At 65.9% G+C, this 19109-nt stretch carries 17 protein-coding genes; 14 read left to right on the forward strand and 3 right to left on the reverse strand.

The features are described 5' to 3' along the window. Positions 1-2: 2 nt before the first annotated feature. From GUV69_RS16415 to betT, 11 genes are all read left to right on the forward strand, one after another. Positions 3-695, forward strand: coding sequence for a nucleotide exchange factor GrpE (locus GUV69_RS16415; protein WP_164204343.1), 693 nt, complete (start codon positions 3-5; stop codon positions 693-695). Positions 696-863: 168 nt separating this feature from the next. Continuing rightward, positions 864-1835: a DnaJ C-terminal domain-containing protein gene (locus GUV69_RS16420; RefSeq protein ID WP_208786660.1), complete on the forward strand. Its 972-nt coding sequence runs from the start codon at positions 864-866 to the stop codon at positions 1833-1835. Positions 1836-1850: 15 nt separating this feature from the next. Further along, positions 1851-2276, forward strand: coding sequence for a heat shock protein transcriptional repressor HspR (locus GUV69_RS16425; protein ID WP_164204345.1), 426 nt, complete (start codon positions 1851-1853; stop codon positions 2274-2276). 56 nt (positions 2277-2332) lie between these two features. Next, positions 2333-2782 (forward strand): hypothetical protein, encoded by a 450-nt coding sequence (locus GUV69_RS16430; RefSeq protein ID WP_244292752.1) that lies wholly within the window; start codon positions 2333-2335, stop codon positions 2780-2782. A 284-nt stretch (positions 2783-3066) separates the two neighbouring features. Continuing rightward, positions 3067-4332, forward strand: a complete 1266-nt coding sequence (gene urtA / locus GUV69_RS16435) for an urea ABC transporter substrate-binding protein (protein WP_164204347.1) — start codon at positions 3067-3069, stop codon at positions 4330-4332. Positions 4333-4368: 36 nt separating this feature from the next. Beyond that, on the forward strand, positions 4369-5253 hold the full coding sequence (gene urtB / locus GUV69_RS16440) for an urea ABC transporter permease subunit UrtB (protein WP_164204349.1): 885 nt from the start codon (positions 4369-4371) through the stop codon (positions 5251-5253). Then, positions 5250-6422, forward strand: a complete 1173-nt coding sequence (gene urtC, locus GUV69_RS16445) for an urea ABC transporter permease subunit UrtC (RefSeq protein WP_164204351.1) — start codon at positions 5250-5252, stop codon at positions 6420-6422. Before urtB ends, urtC begins: the two co-directional genes overlap by 4 nt. Next, positions 6419-7222 carry an urea ABC transporter ATP-binding protein UrtD gene (gene urtD, locus GUV69_RS16450; RefSeq protein WP_164204354.1) on the forward strand — a complete coding sequence of 268 codons (804 nt, stop codon included), beginning with the start codon at positions 6419-6421 and terminating at the stop codon, positions 7220-7222. The genes urtC and urtD overlap by 4 nt, the downstream gene beginning before the upstream one ends. Next, on the forward strand, positions 7222-7914 hold the full coding sequence (gene urtE, locus GUV69_RS16455) for an urea ABC transporter ATP-binding subunit UrtE (protein ID WP_164204356.1): 693 nt from the start codon (positions 7222-7224) through the stop codon (positions 7912-7914). The genes urtD and urtE overlap by 1 nt, the downstream gene beginning before the upstream one ends. Before the next feature lie 109 nt (positions 7915-8023). Further along, the gene (locus GUV69_RS16460; RefSeq protein ID WP_164204358.1) at positions 8024-9922 is read left to right on the forward strand and encodes an FAD-binding monooxygenase; all 1899 of its coding nucleotides are present in this window, start codon (positions 8024-8026) and stop codon (positions 9920-9922) included. 173 nt (positions 9923-10095) lie between these two features. Beyond that, positions 10096-12357, forward strand: a complete 2262-nt coding sequence (gene betT, locus GUV69_RS16465; protein ID WP_164204360.1) for a choline BCCT transporter BetT — start codon at positions 10096-10098, stop codon at positions 12355-12357. Positions 12358-12443: 86 nt separating this feature from the next. Here betT and GUV69_RS16470 read toward each other — a convergent pair whose 3' ends face one another. The 3 genes from GUV69_RS16470 to GUV69_RS16480 form a co-directional block, all read right to left on the reverse strand. Next, the gene (locus tag GUV69_RS16470) at positions 12444-13301 is read right to left on the reverse strand and encodes a prephenate dehydratase (RefSeq protein WP_164204362.1); all 858 of its coding nucleotides are present in this window, start codon (positions 13299-13301) and stop codon (positions 12444-12446) included. Between the two features lie 111 nt (positions 13302-13412). Further along, positions 13413-14825 carry an aldehyde dehydrogenase family protein gene (locus GUV69_RS16475; protein ID WP_164204364.1) on the reverse strand — a complete coding sequence of 471 codons (1413 nt, stop codon included), beginning with the start codon at positions 14823-14825 and terminating at the stop codon, positions 13413-13415. A gap of 166 nt (positions 14826-14991) precedes the next feature. Continuing rightward, positions 14992-15585: a TetR/AcrR family transcriptional regulator gene (locus GUV69_RS16480; protein WP_164204366.1), complete on the reverse strand. Its 594-nt coding sequence runs from the start codon at positions 15583-15585 to the stop codon at positions 14992-14994. Positions 15586-15790: 205 nt separating this feature from the next. Between GUV69_RS16480 and GUV69_RS16485 the strand changes: the two genes are divergently transcribed. From GUV69_RS16485 to GUV69_RS16495, 3 genes are all read left to right on the forward strand, one after another. After that, a complete protein-coding gene (locus tag GUV69_RS16485; protein ID WP_164204368.1) occupies positions 15791-16135 on the forward strand; it encodes a cupin domain-containing protein in 345 nt (114 codons plus the stop codon). A gap of 9 nt (positions 16136-16144) precedes the next feature. Further along, the gene (locus GUV69_RS16490; protein WP_164204371.1) at positions 16145-17488 is read left to right on the forward strand and encodes a flavin monoamine oxidase family protein; all 1344 of its coding nucleotides are present in this window, start codon (positions 16145-16147) and stop codon (positions 17486-17488) included. A gap of 124 nt (positions 17489-17612) precedes the next feature. Continuing rightward, on the forward strand, positions 17613-19088 hold the full coding sequence (locus GUV69_RS16495) for an APC family permease (RefSeq protein ID WP_164204373.1): 1476 nt from the start codon (positions 17613-17615) through the stop codon (positions 19086-19088). The last annotated feature ends 21 nt before the right edge of the window (positions 19089-19109 follow it).

The raw sequence follows: 19109 nt of genomic DNA on the forward strand, positions 1-19109 counted from the left end.
CCATGCCGCACCACGGTAACGAGGAAGAGCACAACTCATCCGCCAGCCGGGAAGCCGAGGAGCGTCAGGCCGGCGGCCACCAGGAACCGGTCATCCGGGACAACCGCAAGGTTGACCCGGTGACCGGGGCGGCCAGGCACCCCGAAGGAGAGCACCACGCTGAGGCGTCCCCGCTGGCGGGTTCGGAGGATTCCGACGGCGATGCACTGGCCCAGGCCGAGGAGATCCTCAACGGCATCGAGGTGCCGGCGGAGGAATCCGTGGCCCAGGGTGCAGGGCACGAGGAGGCTGCCGAGCTGAAGAACGACCTCCTCCGCCTGCAGGCTGAGTACGTCAACTACCGCAAGCGCGTTGAACGCGACCGCGCTGTGGCAGGGGAGATGGCCGTCATCGGCGTCCTGAACTCCCTGCTTCCGGTACTGGACGACATCGACGCGGCCCGCCAGCACGGTGACCTGGCCGACGGTCCGTTCGCGGCCATCGCCACCAAGCTGGAAACCGCGCTGAAGACGTACGGCCTGGTCCGCATCGCCGACACCGGCGTGGAGTTCGATCCGAACATCCACGAGGCCCTGATCCAGCAGCCCGGCGAAGACATCGAGGTTGACACCGTCAGCCAGGTGCTCCGCTCCGGCTACAGGTCAGGCGACCGCGTCCTCCGCGCAGCACAGGTTATCGTCGCAGTCCCTGCGTAAGGTGAGATAACCACAAAGCTCGCAGCGGTACAGGGGCCCCGGGAGTGGCATCGGGCCTACCGGAGCTGGGTGGCGAAGGATCGCAGATCCTTCGCCACCCAGCGTAGGGGCGGGGGCCCCTGTACCGCGGAGAGCTGTCAGTTGCAAGACTTCTGAAAGGAAACGCCATTGGCTAGCCAGGATTGGGTGGACAAGGACTTTTACGCGATCCTTGGTATCGCCAAGGACGCTTCCGACGCCGACATCAAGAAGGCGTACCGGAAACTTGCCCGCCAGCACCACCCGGACACCAACGCCGGGAACGCTGCGTCGGAGAAGAAGTTCAAGGACATCTCCGAGGCCTATTCGGTGCTCTCTGATCCGGACGAGCGCCAGCAGTACGACGCCATCCGTGCCATGGGCGGCGGGGCCAGGTTCGCGCCGGGCGGAGCCGCAGGCGGCAACGGCGGTTTCGAGGACATGTTCGGCGGCCTGTTTACCGGCAACGCCGGCCGTCACTCGGGCGGGTTCAGCACAGCCGGCGGCATTCCGCCCGAGTTCGCCGACCTGTTCGGCGGCGGCTTCGGCGGCCAGACCGGCTTCCAGCGCGGACCGCAGAAGGGCGCAGACCGCACAGCGACCACCAGCATCTCCTTCGCGGGGTCGATCCGCGGCACCACCATCGGTTTGCGCGAACCCAGCGGCGAAGTCATCGACGTCCGGGTTCCCGCAGGCATCAAGGACGGCCAGAAAGTACGCGTCCGCGGCAAGGGCCAGCCGTCCCCGGCCGGCAACGGCGACCTGGTCGTTTCCGTGTCCGTCAAGCCCCACGATTTTTACACGCGCGACGGCGACAACCTCCGCATCCACGTCCCGGTCACCTTCCCGGAAGCTGCTTTGGGCGCGGACATTGAGGTGCCCACCATCGACGGCGAAAAGGTTAAGGTCCGCGTTCCGGCCGGCACTCCGTCGGGCCGCACGCTCCGGGTCAAGGGCCGCGGTGTAAAGACCAGCAAAGCGACCGGCGATCTCCTGGTGACCATCGACGTCGCGGTTCCCAAGAACCTGAACAAAGAGGCCGAGGCGGCCGTCAAGGCGTTTGCCGAAGCCACCGCCGACGCCGATGTTCGACAGGGCCTGGCCGCCAAGGCCCGGCTCTAAGCAGCGGAGCAGACCGTGGACATCAGTGCTGACCAGCCGATCTTCGTGATCTCGGTGGCGGCTGAACTGGCGGACATGCATCCGCAGACACTCCGGCAGTACGACCGGCTGGGCATTGTCTCGCCCAGCCGGGCACCGGGGAAGTCCCGCCGCTACTCGCAGCGCGACGTGAACATGCTGCGCCAGGTCCAGCGGCTCTCCCACGAGGGCGTCTCGCTTGAGGGCATCAAACGCATCCTTGAGCTCGAGAACCAGGTGGCCGCACTCCAGCGCAGGGTGAGCGAGCTCACCGAGGAGATTGCCCGCCGTCGTGATCCCCTGGACTCCAGGATCTTCGCCGCCGGTGCAGCGGGAGATGTGGTGAGCCTTGCCCGTGGACAGCGGCCCCGCGCACGGTCCCAGGCCGTTGTCGTCTGGCGCCCCAGGGCCCTGGGAACCTAGGCACCGGAAAAATAGAGTACTCACTACTCGTGACGGGTCCGCCCGAAATGCCTTGAATGGAACTATTGCTGGTCTCACAGCACAGGTTCGTTCAAGCCTCTGGGGGGTTTAACGTGTTTGGTTCTTCTGTCGTTAATTTTGCAGGTTCCGGTGTCGGGCTGATCCTGCTGGCCATCGGCCAGACCGTGGTGGTGATCTGCGCGTGTTCTGACATGGTGCGCGCGCTGTCGGTGCCGAGATCGCACCGGCGTTACCTGGCGAGCACGGTTTTCCGGACTCTTGCCATCCCGTCCATCATCGCCACCGGCATGAGCGTGCTGATCGACGCACTGTCCTGGTCCTGGACCGACGTATGTATGTCCATGTTTGTGATGGTGGCGATCATCTTCCGCCTGCATCATGACAAGGACGAAGACAGCTGGTGGAAGGGCAAGGGCAAAAGACTCGCCCGTTGGGCCCGCCACCAGTTCAGTTCCGGTACAAGGGTGGCGCCGGCGGCAGGCTAACGTGCTCCGACCCGCAGTGTGTCCGGCGGTGCGGCCAAAGTTACGGTGCGGAATATTTCCCGCAGGTTTAACTTTCCGGCCGTCCCTGCACGCTGTTTATTCCACACGTTTGCGGTAAGCCCGGACCTCCGCCGGGGCCGCGGGCCCAACCCGAAACGGCCTCGAAACCAACCAGGCAGCCCGCTGAAACAATTCGCTCCTACATTCAACGCAAGGGGTTACTTCTCAAAACCCCGGAGGCGAGCCGCTGACCAGTGCAGCGGCGGAGTGAGAAGCAGGTACACATGAGGGTTTCGGTCACCAAACGCGCGTTCCTTCCCCTGGCGGCGGCCGCCATGGCCACGGTCCTGGCAGGCTGCGGCAGCCAGATTGCGGACCCGGCGTCGGCAGGCTCTACCGCCAGCAGCGGCACGTCCTGTGTCAACACCTCCGGCAGCAGCATCAAGGTGGGGTTCATCAACTCGCTGTCCGGCACCATGGCCATCAGTGAGAGCACGGTCTTCGACTCCCTGTCCCTTGCCGCCGAAGAGATCAATGCTTCCGGCGGCGTTTTGGGCAAACAGCTCGAAGTCATCAGTGAGGACGGCGCCAGCGAACCGACCAAGTTCGCGGAGCGTGCCGGGAAACTGATCCAGCAGGACTGTACCGCCGCGGTGTTCGGCGGCTGGACCTCCTCAAGCCGCAAGGCGATGCTCCCGGTGTTTGAGGCCAACGACGCACTGCTCTTCTACCCCGTGCAGTACGAGGGCCTGGAGTCCTCGAAGAACATCTTCTACACCGGTGCCACCACCAACCAGCAGATCATTCCCGCGCTGGACTACCTGGCCGAGCAGGGTACCAAGTCCCTCTTTCTGGTGGGCAGCGACTACGTCTTCCCGCGGACAGCCAACAAGATCATCCAGGCCTACGCCGCGGCCAAGGGCATCGAAATCCTCGGCGAAGAGTACGCCCCGCTGGGCTCAACGGAATTCTCCACCATCGTCAACAAGGTCCGGGACTCCAAAGCCGATGCAGTCTTCAACACCCTCAACGGCGACAGCAACGTGGCCTTCTTCCGCCAGTACAAGAGCGTCGGCCTGACGGCGGACAGCATGCCCGTCGTCTCGGTTTCCATCGCCGAAGAGGAAGTTCCCGGCGTCGGCCTGGATAACGTGCAGGGCCAACTGACTGCCTGGGATTACTACCAGACCCTGGACACGCCCGCCAACAAGAAGTTCGTCGCCGCGTTCAAGGCCAAGTTCGGCGCCGAGCGCGTCACCAGCGACCCCATGGAAGCTGCCTACACGTCGCTGTACCTGTGGAAAGCGATGGTGGAGAAAGCCGCCTCATTCGACGTGGACAAGGTGCAGGCCGCCGCGGACGGGGTGATCTTCGAAGCCCCTGAAGGCCTGGTCACGGTCAACGGGGAAAACAACCACATCACCAAAACCCCCCGCATCGGCAAGATCAACGCCGACGGCCTGATCGACACCGTGTGGTCCTCGCCCGCGGCCGTTGAACCGGATCCGTTCCTTGCCACCTACGACTGGGCCAAGGACCTGGCCAAGTAACGGACCGCGGAAACATCGAGGGGAAGGCCTGTTGGAATGGAACTCCTTATAGGGCAGATGTTCGCCGGACTCAGCCTCGGCTCCGTGCTGCTCCTGGCGGCGCTGGGACTGTCGCTGACCTTTGGCCAGATGGGGGTCATCAACATGGCCCACGGGGAGTTCATGATGGCCGGGGCCTACACGGCCTTTGTGGTCCAGCAGGCCATCTCCGACGCCGGCGCATCGCTGCTGGTGTCCATTCCTGCAGGCTTCCTGGTAGGAGGTGTCCTGGGGCTGGTGCTCGAGGCGGTGCTGTTGCGCCGCATGTACCACCGGCCCCTGGATACCCTCCTGGTTACCTTCGGGGTGGCGCTGATCCTGCAGCAGGCCGCGCGTGACATCTTCGGTGCACCCAGCGTGGACGTCCGGGCACCCGCGTGGCTGCAGGGGAACATCGAGCTGCTGGGCGCCCCCATCCCGCTGACCCGGCTCTTTATCCTGGGCCTTTCGCTGCTGTGCCTGGCCGGCCTGGTCCTTCTCCTGAAGGCCACCCCGCTAGGGCGCCGCATCCGGGCTGTTGTCCTGAACCGCGACCTCGCCGAAACGTCCGGGGTCTCCACCCGGCGCAGCGACCAGCTGACGTTCTTCATCGGTTCCGGCCTGGCCGGTATCGCCGGTGTCGCCGTCACCCTCATTGGCTCAACAAGCCCGTACCTGGGCACCAACTACATTGTGGACGCCTTCCTGGTGGTGGTGGCAGGAGGCATCGGCCAGATCAAGGGGGCCGTCATCGCCGCTTTTGCCCTGGGCGTGCTTCAGTCCGTCTTTGAGTACTCGACGACGGCCAGCATCGGCAAGGTCCTGATCCTGATCGTGATTGTGGTGTTCCTGCAGCTTCGGCCGCAGGGCATTTTCAGCCTCAAAACGAGGAGCCTGGCATGAAAACACTCTTACGCGGCCCGGTGGGAACCGCAGCCGGATTCACCCTGGGGGCGGTCCTGCTCCTGGGCGTTGCCCCCGCGATCCTTCCGGCGTTCAACCTGGGCCTGCTGGGGAAGTTCCTCTGCTTTGCCATCGTGGCGGTGGGCATCGGCCTGGCCTGGGGACGCGGCGGCATGCTGACCCTGGGCCAGGGGGTGTTCTTCGGACTTGGCGCCTACATCATGGCCATGCACATGAAGCTGGCCGACGCATCACTGTTCGGCGGTTCCGGAGTGCCGGACTTTATGTCGCTGTACGGCAGCGGGGAGGTGCCCGGCTGGTGGGAACCGTTCCGGAGCCCGGCGGTGACGCTCCTGGCCGTGGTCCTGGTTCCGGGGCTGGTGGCACTCGTGCTGGGCCTGGCGATCTTCAAGCGCCGCGTGAAAGGCGCCTATTTTGCGATCCTCAGCCAGGCCCTCGCGGCCGCCTTCGCTGTGTTCCTGATCGGCCAGCAGGCCACAACCGGCGGTTCCAACGGACTCAACGGCTTCCGATCCTTCTTCGGGTTTGACCTGAAGGACCCGAACAACAAGCTCATGCTGTACATGATCGCGGCGGTGGTGCTCCTGCTCTCGCTCGCCGTTGCCCGGCAGCTGATGCACAGCCGGTTCGGCGAGTTGCTGGTTGCCGTGCGCGACCAGGAGGAACGCGTCCGGTTCCTGGGCTACGACCCGGCCACCGTCAAGACTGTCATTTACGTGGTGGCCGCGGTGCTGGCAGGCGTTGCCGGGGCGCTCTTCGTCCCGCTGGTCGGGATCATCTCACCGGCGGACGTGGGTGTGATCCCCTCCATCGCGTTCCTTATCGGTGTTGCAATCGGAGGCCGGGCCACCCTGCTGGGGCCGGTGGTGGGCGCCGTCTGCGTCGCAGCGGCCCAGTCCGGTCTGTCCTCCACCTTCCCGTCCTTCTGGGTCTACTTCCAGGGCCTGCTGTTTGTCCTGGTCATTGGCTTTATGCCGGGCGGGCTTGCGTCTTTGCCGGCCCTGGTCCGCAGGCGGCGCGAAGTCCCGCGTGGAGCGCAGCCCCCAGTCCCGGATCCGCCAGCGCCCGGGCCGGTTAAGCCGGACCCCGGTGTGCCGAATCCAGAAGCTCACGGCAGGGCAACAGCGCCTGAGGAGGTCACCAGATGAGCACACCCACGCTGCTCCCAGAGGGGGAGCCCCAGGCGGGCGGCCTGCGCCACGGCCGGCCCAAATACCTTGAAGTCCGCAACCTCTCGGTGTCCTTTGACGGGTTCCTCGCCGTGGACAACGTCAATCTTGATGTGATCCAGGGGGACCTGCGGTTCCTGATCGGGCCCAACGGTGCCGGGAAAACGACCGTGATCGATGCCATGACCGGCCTGGTGCCAGCAACGGGATCGGTGAACCACACAGGCACGGAGATCCTCGGCCGCAAGGTTCACCGGATCGCCAGGCTGGGTGTGGGGCGCACTTTCCAGACCGCGAGCGTGTTTGAGAACCTTTCCGTGCTCCAGAACCTCGACATCGCTGCCGGCTCGGGACGAGGCCCGCTGCAGATGCTGCGGCGCCGGAAGGCCGTGGAGCCGGCGGTGGAGGAGGCGCTGGAAATCATCGGCCTGGAAGGTGCGGCGGAGAAGCAGGCGGGGATCCTGGCGCACGGGCAGAAGCAGTGGCTGGAGATCGGCATGCTGCTGGTGCAGAATTCGGACGTCCTCCTGCTGGATGAGCCGATCGCAGGGATGAGCCAGGACGAGCGCGCGGAAACAGGCGCACTGCTGCGCCGCATCGCGGCCAGCCGGATCACGCTGGTCATCGAGCATGACATGGACTTCGTCCGGGAATTCGCCACGTCAGTCTCCGTCCTTGCCGCAGGCAAGGTCCTCAGTGAGGGAAGTGTTGCGCAGGTGCAGGCAGATCCGAAAGTGCAGGAGGTCTACCTCGGGACCTCTGGAACGGAAGGCCACTGATGCTGGAAATCGAAGACCTGCAGACCGGGTATGGCCGTACCCAGGTGATCTCCGGGGTGAACGTCACCGTCCCGGACGGTGCCGTTGTCTCTGTGCTGGGGCACAACGGTGCCGGCAAAACGACACTGCTGCGCGCCGTCGTCGGACTCCTCAAACCCACGGCCGGACGCATCACCCTGGACGGGGAGGACATCTCCGGCCTCCGCCCGCACCAGCGGGTGGCGAGGGGCATGGCCTATGTTCCGCAAGGCCAGCAGTCATTCGGGCAGCTTTCTGTGCTGGAGAACCTGCAGCTCATCGCGGATGGCCGCAGGAAAGGCGCCGAACGCCTGGCGGAGGCCCTCGACATGTTTCCCGCGCTCCGGCCGCTGCTGGCGCGGCGGGCCGGGCTGCTGTCCGGCGGCCAGCGGCAGCAGCTGGCGATCGCCCGCGCCTTGATCACCAGCCCGCGCCTGCTGATCCTGGATGAACCAACCGAAGGCATCCAGCCCAACATTGTGGCCGAGATCGAGGCGACAATCATCAACCTGTCCCGGCGCGACGGCATGAGCATCCTCCTGGTGGAGCAGCACATCGGCTTCGCACTGCATGCTGCCGACAGCTACTACGTCCTCGCAGCAGGAAGGGTCTCCTCGTCAGGCGACGGCGGCGCCGCGTCGGCCGCCAGTGTGCGGCAGGCGATGCTCATCTGAGGGCGATTGGGGCCTGCGGCACTGTACAGTTCCGGCTCAACGCTCGATGCTGATATTCAGAGGGTGTTTGCCCTGCAGTGAGTCCGCACAACGAAGTGAGGAAATCCAAATGCAGTTCCACCACTACGGTTACGTATCCGGGGACCCAAGGGTCCTCCCGGCAGCCGGCGTTGGCCTTGACCGGCCCGAAGAACTTCCCGACGACGTGGATGTGCTCATCGTCGGAACGGGCCCGGCCAGCATGCTCACCGCCGCGCAGCTCTCCCGGTTCCCGGGCGTGACCACCCGCATCCTGGAGCGTCGGCCCGGGCGGCTGGTGATCGGCCAGGCCGACGGCATCCAGGCCAGGAGTGTTGAGACCTTCCAGGCCTTTGGCTTCGCCGAGCGCATCATCGCGGAGGCGTACAGAATCACGGAGATGGCCTTCTGGAAACCGGATCCCGCAGACCATACCCGGATCATCCGCGCCGCCCGGACCGAAGATGACCCGCACGGGATCAGCGAATTCCCCCACCTGATCGTCAACCAGGCGCGCGTGCTGGACTACTTCGCCGAGTACATGGCGAACGCCCCCACCCGCATGAAACCCGATTACGGCTATGAGTTCGTAGATCTCGCAAGGGGCGACGGCGACTATCCCGTCACCGTGACGCTCCGCCATACCGCCGGTCCCAACGAGGGGCAGGAACGCGTTGTCCGTTCCAAGTACGTGGTGGGCGGGGACGGCGCGCGCAGCAAGGTGCGCGCCGCGATCGGCTGCACCCTCAAAGGAGACGATGCCCACCATGCCTGGGGCGTTATGGACGTCCTGGCAGTGACAGACTTCCCCGACATCCGGACCAAATGCGCCATCCAGTCCGGTTCCGGCGGGAGCATTCTGCTCATCCCGCGCGAGGGCGGCCACCTGTTCCGGATGTACGTTGACCTGGGCGAGGTGGACGCAGAAGGCCACACGGCGGTCCGCAGCACCACCATCGAGCAGATTATCCACAAGGCAAATGCCATCCTCCACCCGTACAGCCTGGACGTGCGCAACGTCGCATGGCACAGCGTGTACGAGGTGGCCCACCGACTCACAGACCGGTTCGACGACGTCCTGCCGGAGGAGCGCGCCACCCGCACGCCCCGCGTCTTCATCATGGGCGACGCCTGCCACACGCACAGCGCCAAGGCCGGCCAGGGCATGAATGTCTCGCTGCAGGACGGGTTCAACCTCGGCTGGAAACTTGGCCACGTGCTGGAGGGCCGCAGCCCGGCCAGCCTGCTGTCCACCTACTCGACGGAGCGCCAGGTGGTGGCAAAGAACCTCATCGACTTCGACAAGGTCTGGTCAACGATGATGGCCAAGAAGCCGGAAGAATTTGAGAGTCCGTCCGAGCTGGAGGACTTCTATGTGCGCACTGCCGAGTTCCCGGCCGGGTTTATGACCCAGTACGAGCCGTCCCTGCTCACCGCCGAGGCCACCCACCAGGAGCTTGCCACCGGGTTCACCATCGGGAAGCGCTTCAAGTCCGCGCCGGTGCGCCGGGTCGGGGACACCAATCCCGTGCACCTCGGCCATCACGCCACGGCAGACGGCCGCTGGCGGATCTACGTTTTCGCGGATCCGGCCGGTGCAGGTTCCCCGTCACCCACCACGGACCTGGCCGAGTGGCTCGCGAACTCGCCGGAATCACCGTTGGCCGCGACGCCGTCGGACGCTGACCTCGACGCCTGGTTCGACGTCAAAGTGATCTACCAGCAGGACTACACCCACGTGGACATCGGAGCCGTGCCAGCGGTGTTCAAACCGCACGTCGGGCCGTTCCGGCTGACCGACTATGAGAAGGTGTACGCCGCCGATCCGGCCGCCGACATCTTCGAACTGCGCGGCCTGGACCGGAGCGGTGTTCTGGTGGTGGTCCGCCCGGACCAGTACGTCGCCAACGTGCTGCCGCTGACAGCGACGGCGGAGCTCGCCGCTTTCTTCGCACCCCTTCTGCCGGCCTTCCAGGGCAAGGGGACCTAACCCGACGCACACCTCCCCGGTACCGATTTCCGGGCCTGTACTAGCATGGGAAGGCAGGTCGCACGACAGGGTGCACTTCTGTGCACCGCCTCCTCTCCGCTGGGACTGAGGCTGCTGGCGGCCTTTTTACGCTGCCGCCGGCCCAAGCTCGTCGCCCAATCGGAGGAGGATTTATGGCTGAAGAAGAAGGAAAATCGCGTCGCCCCGGAGACCAACCACCCCAGGCGCTGATTCCCCGCAGCCAGCTTGGCGGTACCGACAGGCGGCGCGGCGGGCCTGAAATCGAAAACCGTCCCCCGGTTTCCAGGCAGGAGCTCAGCCGCGGGCCCGCTGAACTCGTGGAGGAGCGCCAGCCCAAGGTCAACTGGCGTGTGTTCATCATCGCCTCCGTCATCATCATCGCGTTCTCAGTCTGGGCGATGCTGGTCCCGGCCAGCGCGCAGTCCACCATGAAGACCGTGGTGGCATGGATCGCAGAGAACCTCGGCTGGTTCTACGTCCTCACCGTCACCGTGGTCATCGGCTTTGTGCTGTGGGTTGCCCTGTCCAAGGAGGGTTCAGTCCGCCTCGGCCCGGACCACTCCCGTCCGCAGTACAAGCTCTTCACCTGGGTGGCCATGCTTTTTGCCGCCGGCGTGGGCATCGACATGCTCTTTTATTCCGTCACCGGGCCCATCACCCAGTACATGATGCCGCCCGTGGGGGAAGGCCAGACGCCGGCCGCCGCCCAGGACGCCGTGGTGTGGACCATGTTCCACTACGGCATTGCCGGCTGGGCCATGTATGCGCTGCTCGGCATGGCCATGGGCTACTTCGCCTACCGGTGGGGCATGCCGCTCTCCATCCGGGCTGCCCTGTACCCGCTGCTTGGCAAGCGCGTCCGCGGCGGCATCGGCGACACGATCGACATTGTCACCCTGGTGGGCACCGTCTTCGGCGTGGCCACATCCATGGGCATCGGCGTGGTGCTCCTGAACGTCGGCTTCTCCATCCTGTTCGGCCTGCCCGAGGGGCTGGCCCTGCAGATCGCCCTGGTGATTGTCGCCGTCGTGCTCACCATCGCGGCCTGCACCTCCGGCGTGGACAAGGGAATCCGCTGGATTTCCGAGCTGAACATCTGGAGCGCCGCGGCCCTGCTGCTGTACATCCTCGTGACCGGCCAGACCTCATTTTTGCTCAACTCGATGGTGGAAAACATCGGCCGGTTCGTCTTTACCCTGCCGGACCGCACGCTCCAGACCTTCGCCTACGAGGACGGCGGCTCCGAATGGATGGCCGGCTGGACCCTGTTCTTCTGGGCGTTCTGGCTGGCCTGGGGCCCGTTCGTGGGCCTGTTCCTCGCGCGCATTTCCCGCGGCCGGACCCTGCGCGAGTTTGTCATCGCAGCGATCACCGCCCCGGTGCTCTGCGACTTCCTGATCGTGAGCATCTTCGGCAACAGCGCCATGCACGAGGTCCTGAACGGGAATTCGGAGTTCGCGCAACTGGCCATGGACAGCCCGCAGGAGGGTTGGTACGCCCTGCTGAATATGTTCCCCGGCGCCAGCTTCCTCATCGGCCTGGGCACCTTGTCCGGCATGCTGTTCTACCTCACCAGCGCCAACTCCGGCGCCATGGTGATGTCCAACTTCTCCTCCACCATCCCCGATCCGTCCCAGGACGGCGCCAAGTGGCTGCGCATTTTCTGGGCAGTTCTGACGGCAGTGCTCACCGTGGCCATGCTGGTGGCAGGCGGCGTGACCACCATGGAGTACGCCACCCTGATTTTCGCCCTCCCGGTGACGGTCATCGCGTGGCTGGTGATGGCCTCCTTCTCCAAGGCGCTGCGGATGGAACGGGCCGAGCGGGAGGGCCAGGTCCTGCGCAGGCAGTCGACGGCGGCGCACGGCGGCATGGTGCCGGACCGGACCTGGCGCCAGCGGCTGGCCGGAATGCGTTCCTACCCGTCCAAGAAACAGGTGGCCCAGTTTATGGAACGGGTTGTGCAGCCGACGCTGGCCGATGTGCTCAGGGAGTTCAGGAAACAGGGCTACGAGGCAACCCTGGATGTCTTCCCCAACGAGGAAGCCAACATTTCCAGCCACGCCCTGGTGGTGAGCATCCCCAACCACCGCGATTTCCACTACCAGGTCCAGGCTGTTGAAGCGCCGGTGCCCATGTTCGGCGGGCGCATGTCCCGCGAGACCGACGTGTATTACCGGGTGGAAGTGTTCGCGCAGACAGGCTCCGAGGGTTACGACCTGATGGGTGTGACACACCAGCAGATCATCGACGACGTCCTGGACCGCTATGAGGCCCACCTCGGGTTCCTGACTTACTCAACGGAGCACGATTACGCCTCGGTCCTCACGCCGCCGATGCCCACCGCGACGGGCTCCATCGCCGTCGTGAAAGCTGCCGGGGACGACGCCGCGGACACTGCACAAAAAGAGTGACGCGCCCGCCGGCGGGTCGGCGTCGCCCGCCCGCCCGGTGCCGGCCCGGCCGCCCGCTCGGTGCCGGGCGGCTCGGCGTCGCGCGTTCAACTGCTGAGCGCCCGCGCCGTCCGGTGGTCGGCTGCGGGGTAGACGCCCAGGATCCGGACTTCCGTCGTGAAGAAGTCCAGCTCCTCGAGGGCCAGCCGCAGCGGCAGGTCTTCGGGGTGGCCCTCAACGTCCACCATGAACATGGTGGCGGCGAACTCGTCGCCCACCATGTAGCTCTCCAGCCGCGTCATGTTCACGCCGTTGGTGGCAAAGCCGCCGAGTGCCTTGAACAGCGCAGACGGGACGTTCCGGACGCGGAATACAAAGCTGGTCACCGCCGGGCCGGGCAGCTCTTCCCGGGTTGGCAGTTCCTTTTCGCGGGCCAGGACCACAAACCGCGTGGTGTTGGACGGATCGTCCTCAACGCGCGAAGCCAGCACTTCCAGGCCGTAGATCTCGGCTGCGAGCGGAGGAGCGAGCGACAGTTTGGTGGGGTCGTTCCATTCGCGGACTTCCCGGGCGGAACCGGCGGTGTCGCCGGCAATGACGGGCCGGAGCCCGGCGTCGCGGATCAGGCGGCGGCACTGGCCCAGGGCATGGATGTGACTGTGGACCTCGGTGGCCGCCTCGATGGTGGCCCCCGGGATGCCCAGCAGGTCGAAGTGGATGGGCAGGAAGAATTCGCCCACAATCTGCAGGTGCGACTGCGGCAGCAGGATATGGATGTCCGCCACCCTGCCTGCAATCGAGTTCTCGATGGGGATCATCGCCAGCTCGGCCTCACCGCTGGAGACAAGCTCGAAGGCGTCCTCGAAGCTGGCGCACGGAACGCTCTCCATGCCGGGGAACATCTGCTGACACGCGATATTGGAGTTGGCGCCGGGCTCACCCTGGTACGCAATCTTTTGGGCCATGATCCGTATGGTTTCACGCGCTGCGCCTGCCCACACAACTGAGTCGCATTTAACGCGCTCTAACGACGATTTGAGTGCGTCAAATGCGACTCGGTCGGGCCGGGGCGGGACTCAGCCGTTGATGACCTGGGGGACGCCGAGGGCTTTGAGGCCTTCGGCGCCGAATTCGAGGCCGTAGCCGGACTGTTTGGCGCCGCCGAAGGGGACGCGGGGGTCCACGGCGCCGTGCCGGTTGATCCAGACGGTGCCGGCTTCGAGGCGTGCGGCCACCTTGCGTGCTTCGGTGAGGCCGGGGGACCAGACGGAAGCGCCGAGGCCGACGTCGAGCGCGTTTGCCATGGCGACCGCCTCGTCGATGGTGGTGTAGCGGATGATCGGCAGGGCGGGGCCGAACTGTTCCTCGGCGACGAGGGGGTTGCTGTTGTCGATGTCGGCCACGAGCGTGGCGGGGTAGAAGAAGCCGGGCTGGTCAGCGTCCGGGTTCCCGCCGAGCAGGATCTTGGCGCCGGAGTCGCGGGCTGCCTCCACGAGCCCGGCCACGACGTCGTACTGGGCTTTGTTCTGCAGCGGGCCCAGGACGTTGCCCTCGTCCAGGCCCGCGCCCATGGGCATCGCCCGGGCCACTGCGGTGAGTTCGTCGCAGACGGCATCGTAGATGTCGGCGTGGACGTAGAGGCGCTTGAGGGCGGCACAGGTCTGGCCGGTGTTGATGAAGGCGCCCCAGAACAGGTCCCGGGCGATGGCCTTGGGGTCGGCGTCGGGCAGGACGATGCCGGCGTCGTTCCCGCCCAGTTCCAGGGTGAGGCGCTTGACGGTGTCCGCGGAGGATTTGATGATCGCTTTGCCGGTGGCGGTGGAACCCGTGAACATGATTTTCCCGATCGCGGGGTGGCCGGCCAGGGCCTCGCCGACGTCGCGGCCGCCGGAGACCACCGTGAGCAGGCCTTCGGGCAGTTCCTCGTTGAGGACCTTGGCCAGGGCAAGGACGGACAGCGGGGTGTATTCGGACGGCTTGACCACCACGGCGTTACCCATCCGCAGGGCGGGGGCGATTTGCCAGATGGTGATCATCATGGGCCAGTTCCAGGGGCCGATGGCGCCGACGACGCCGATGGGCCGGTAGTGCATTTCGGCGTAGGTTTCGCCGTCGTCCACCACCGTTTCGGGGGCCAGGGGTGTGGTGGCGGCAGCGCGGAGCCAGGCGGCGCAGGCACCGACTTCGAAGCGGGCGTTGGGGCCGTTGAGGGGTTTGCCCTGCTCGCGGGAGAGCAGGCGGGCGAGTTCCTCCGCGGAGCGTTCGACGGCGTCGGCTGCTTTGAGCAGCGCAGCCCCCCGGGCGTCGTGGCCCAGGGCTGCCCAGGCGGGCTGGGCTGCCCGGGCGGCGGTGATGGCCTGCTCCAGGTCCTCGAGGGTGTGGACGGGGGCTTCGCCGACCGGGGTGCCGGTGGCAGGGTCAAACATGGTCCGGCTGTCCTGGCCGGGGGCTGCGGTGATCGAGGCCAGCAGGGCGTCGTACGTTTCCATGGGGTACTCCACTTCGAGTAGTTGGTGCGAACTGTCCGGTCCGGCCGGCGTGGCCCGGGGCTATGCCTCGAGTCTGCCTGCCGCAGGGTGAACCGGTCTTGTGTATCCGCGAACGGCCCTTGACACGGCGCGAACGGTTGCGCCGGGCGTACGGCCTGCGTGGGAATTACACCGAGGGCTTTGGTCCGGTCCGCAGGAGCAGCACTTCATGGACTTCCTCAAGCGACTCCGCAATGAGTGCGCGGTCCACTCCGGCCAGATACTGGAGCACCAGGCCGTCCAGGGCGGCGAACAGGGTACGCGCGACGACTCGCACGTTCTCCGTCACACCGGAGGCGCGGAGCCCGTCGGCCAGGGCGTTGACATAGTTCTCGTAGAGGGTGCTGACCGCGTCCGCGAGCTCGGGGCGGCGCCGCGCCTCAAGGATCATCTCGTACTGGAAGACCTGCAATTCCGGTTCGGCCAGCAGTAATTCCAGGAGGGCCGTGGTGAAGGACTGCCCCGCGGCCGTTGCTTCGCGCAGGTGGGAAGCGTTGATCGACTGGTCTGATGCCCAATCGAGGGCCGCCGCGATCAGTGCCTCGCGGGACCCGAAGTGGTGGGCCACCAGCGTGTTGTTCACTCCCGCGGCCTCCGCCACCGAGCGGTACGTCAGACCGCGCAGTCCCTTCGCCGCCACCACGGCCACAGCGGCGCGCAGCAGGGCTTCCTTTCCCGTCCCGTATTTTGAAGGCGCGGGAGGGACTGCAGAGGTTTTCATACGCCGAGTCTAACCAGCGCCTCTGGCGATAGCCGCAGCAGTTTCGGGCCGTCTCTTGACTTAAACTAAGCAACTGCTTAGATTCATCATCAGGGGTGACGCAGCTCACGGCCACACGCCGGTAGCGCCGCTCATTCATCACCTCACACCCCACAACCACGCCTGCGCCTGCACCATTGACGGCGCCCGTCCTCCTGGAGCCAACATGCCCGAAACCACAGCATTCACCACCTCGTCAGCCCTCGATCCGAACAAAAACGAACCGTTCGAGCTCGGTCACGTCCAGTGGGTCCGCCGGTTTGGTGAGGGCGGCCGCGCTGCCCTGGCCTGCGGATACTGGCACGTTACGCCGGCTGAGGCACCCGAGCCGTTTGATCTGGTGATCGATGCCGACGAAACCATCTCCATCGTGGAGGGCCATCTCCGCATCGAGGTGGAAGGCGGCGATACCTATGACCTCACCGCCGGCTGCGCCGCCTCCTTCAACACGGGCGCCCGCACCAGATGGGCCGTTCTTGAGCCAACTGTCGAATTCTTCGTCTACTCCTAGGGGACCGCAATGGAAGACGAACTGTACGACGTTGTCGTGGTGGGTGCAGGCTTCGCCGGACTCACCGCCGCCCGCGAGCTTAGCCGGCAGGGCCTGTCCGTCCGGATTGTGGAGGCCCGGGACCGGATCGGCGGACGGACCTGGACGGACCACCGCCTGGGGCGTGATCTCGAAATCGGCGGCACCTGGGTGCACTGGACCCAGCCTTATGTCTGGGCCGAGCTGAAACGCTACGGACTGGACACCACGCCCAGCCCCGAGCCGGAACGGGCGTATTGGTGGGCCGGCGGCAGCCGCCACGAGGGCGGGCCGGACGAACTGATGGAACTCATCGGCGGGACGAACGCGGCCTTTGTCCAGGACGCACGGAAGTACTTTCCGGTGCCGTTCAGTCCGATGTCCCGCGACGACTTCAAGGCCATTGACCACGTGTCCGTTCAGGACCGGATCCGTGAGCAGTTCCCCGCCGGTGCTCCGCGGGACATCCTGGAATCGTTCTGGGCGCTGAATTTCAACGGCCCGCTGAACAACGCGGCCCTGACCCAGGCCCTCCGCTGGGTTGCCCTGACCAACGGCGATTGGGCCGTCAACTTCGAGGCGTGCGCCACCTACAAAATCGTTGGCGGTACTGCCGCGCTGGCTGCGGCGATGTGCGGGGACTCAGGGGCCGGCGTTGAGTACGGATTCACCGTCCGCCACATCAGCGACGACGGCGGCGCCGTCAGCGTGCACAGCACCGACGGGCGGACCGTCAGCGCCCGGACAGCGGTGGTCACCGTTCCGCTGCACGCCCTGCGCGCCGTGGATTTCGATCCGCCGCTTCCACGTGCCAAGAACGAGGGAATCAGCCTCGGCCAGGTGTCCCGGGGGACCAAGGTCTGGATCAGGCTGCGGGGATGCCGGGCGCCGTTCGTGGCCCTGGGCGGCGCCGACTGGCCGCTGAATTTCTTCCAGGCGGAATACGGGATCGACGGCGACACCATCGTGGTGGGATTCGGTCCGGATGCGTCAAAGATCGATGTGGAGGATGCCGCTGCCGTCCAGCATCAGCTGGCCCGCCTTGTTCCGGATGTTGACGTTGTGGCAGTAGCCAGCCATAACTGGGTGGCAGATCCGCTGTCCGGCGAGACGTGGCCCATGCACGCCACCGGCTTTCTGTCCCGTTACCTTCCCGCGCTGCAGGAGGCCCACGGCGGCGTCCTCTTTGCGGGGTCCGATATCGCCAACGGCTGGGGCGGCTTCATCGATGGCGCCATCGAGAGCGGCATGGAATCCGCCCGCCAGGCCGCCGCCGTCCTGGTCGGCCGCCGTCGCACTCATGACGTCACTGCCGTTCAAGCGTCACTGCGCTGACGCACAACAACTGATCGCTGCAGGACAAGGCCGGGCCGGAGGCCGCTGCCATGCTGGATTCCATGGTGCCTGTCCCTTCGCGCGGCACCCTTCCCCAGAGCTCATGACCGTTAAGAAGGATCAAATGAGTATTTCGAATTCCGAGTCCCGGACCACCGAGGCCGCTCCCCGCACAGAGCACTCCACCGCACTCCGCGCAGGCAGCATCGGCGTGATGGGCATCCTGTTTTTTGTCCTGTCCGCACAGGCGCCCCTGACGGGAATCGTCGGAGCATCCCCGCTCGCGGCAGCGCTCGGCAACGGTGCCGGCGCCCCGGGGGCCTACCTGGTGGTGGGCATCGTCATTGTCATCTTCGCTGTCGGGTTTGTGGCCATGAGCCGGAAAATCCAGGCCAACGGCGCTTTCTACGCCTACGTCACCGCCGCCTTCGGGCGAAAGGTCGGCGCCGGTGCGGCCTGGCTGGCGCTGCTGGCCTACAGCACGGTGCAGGCCGCCATGTATGGACTCTACGGTGCGGCCTTTTCCGGCCTGCTGGCCTCCGTAGGCCTGACGGTTCCGTGGTGGCTGCTGGCCCTGGCCACCATGGCCGGAGTCCAGGTTCTGGGTTCCCTTAATATCGAACTCGGCGCCAAGGTACTGGCCCTGCTTGTAGGCCTGGAAGTCGCCGTCCTGTTGATGTTCGGCCTCACGGTCCTGTTCCGCGGCGGTGGCCCCGAGGGGCTCAGCCTTGCGGCGTCGTTCTCGCCGGAAGCCATCGCCAGCGGCGCCCCCGGTGTGGCCATCATGTTTGCGGTGGCCTCCATGTTCGGCTTCGAATCCACGGCGATCTACTCCGCCGAGGCCAAGGACGCACACCGCACCGTAGCCCGGGCCACCTACCTGTCCGTCGGTGTCATCGCGGTGTTCTTCTCCTTCATCTCCTGGATGCTGGTCAGCTATTACGGCCCCTCCCAGGTCATCGACGCGGCCGGAGCCGCGTTGGAATCCGGCGATTCCACTGCCTTTGTGCTCACGCCCATGGTGGAGCTGTTCGGTCCGTGGGCCGGTATTACCACCGGCATCCTGCTGGTCACGTCCCTGCTGGCGGGCATCATCGCCTTCCACAACGGGATCAACCGCTACCTGCACTCCTTGGCGCTGCGCGGTTCCCTGCCCGCTGTCGTCGCGCGGACGAACCGGCACCGCGCACCGGCCGTGGCGGCCTGGATCCAGACCGCCACCGCCGTCGTTTTGGTGGTTCCCTTCGCCATTATGGCCCTGGACCCGGTCCTGACACTGTTTTCGTGGTTCAGCGGGCTGGCCGTCGCGGCACTCCTGGTGCTCTACATCATGTGTTCCGTGGCTGTCGTGGGGTTCTTCCGCCGTGAACCGTCGGCCGGGCAGCCGTGGCAGACGCTTATCGCGCCGGCGCTCGCCTCCGTGCTGCTGGCGTGGGTCCTGTCCCTGGTGGTCAGCAACTTCACCTCACTGATCGGCGGAAGCGCCGAAACGGCCGCCGCTTTGCTCGTCTCCGTACCGGTGGTGTTTGCGGCCGGCCTGCTGGTGGAGGCGAAGGTTGAACGGCGGCACAAGGCCGCTGCTTTCGGCAAGGTCAGCTAGCAGCCAAACATCAGGCCCGGC

The sequence above is a fragment of the [Micrococcus luteus] ATCC 49442 genome, from assembly GCF_010367585.1.
Taxonomy (GTDB): Bacteria; Actinomycetota; Actinomycetes; order Actinomycetales; family Micrococcaceae; genus Arthrobacter; species Arthrobacter luteus_A.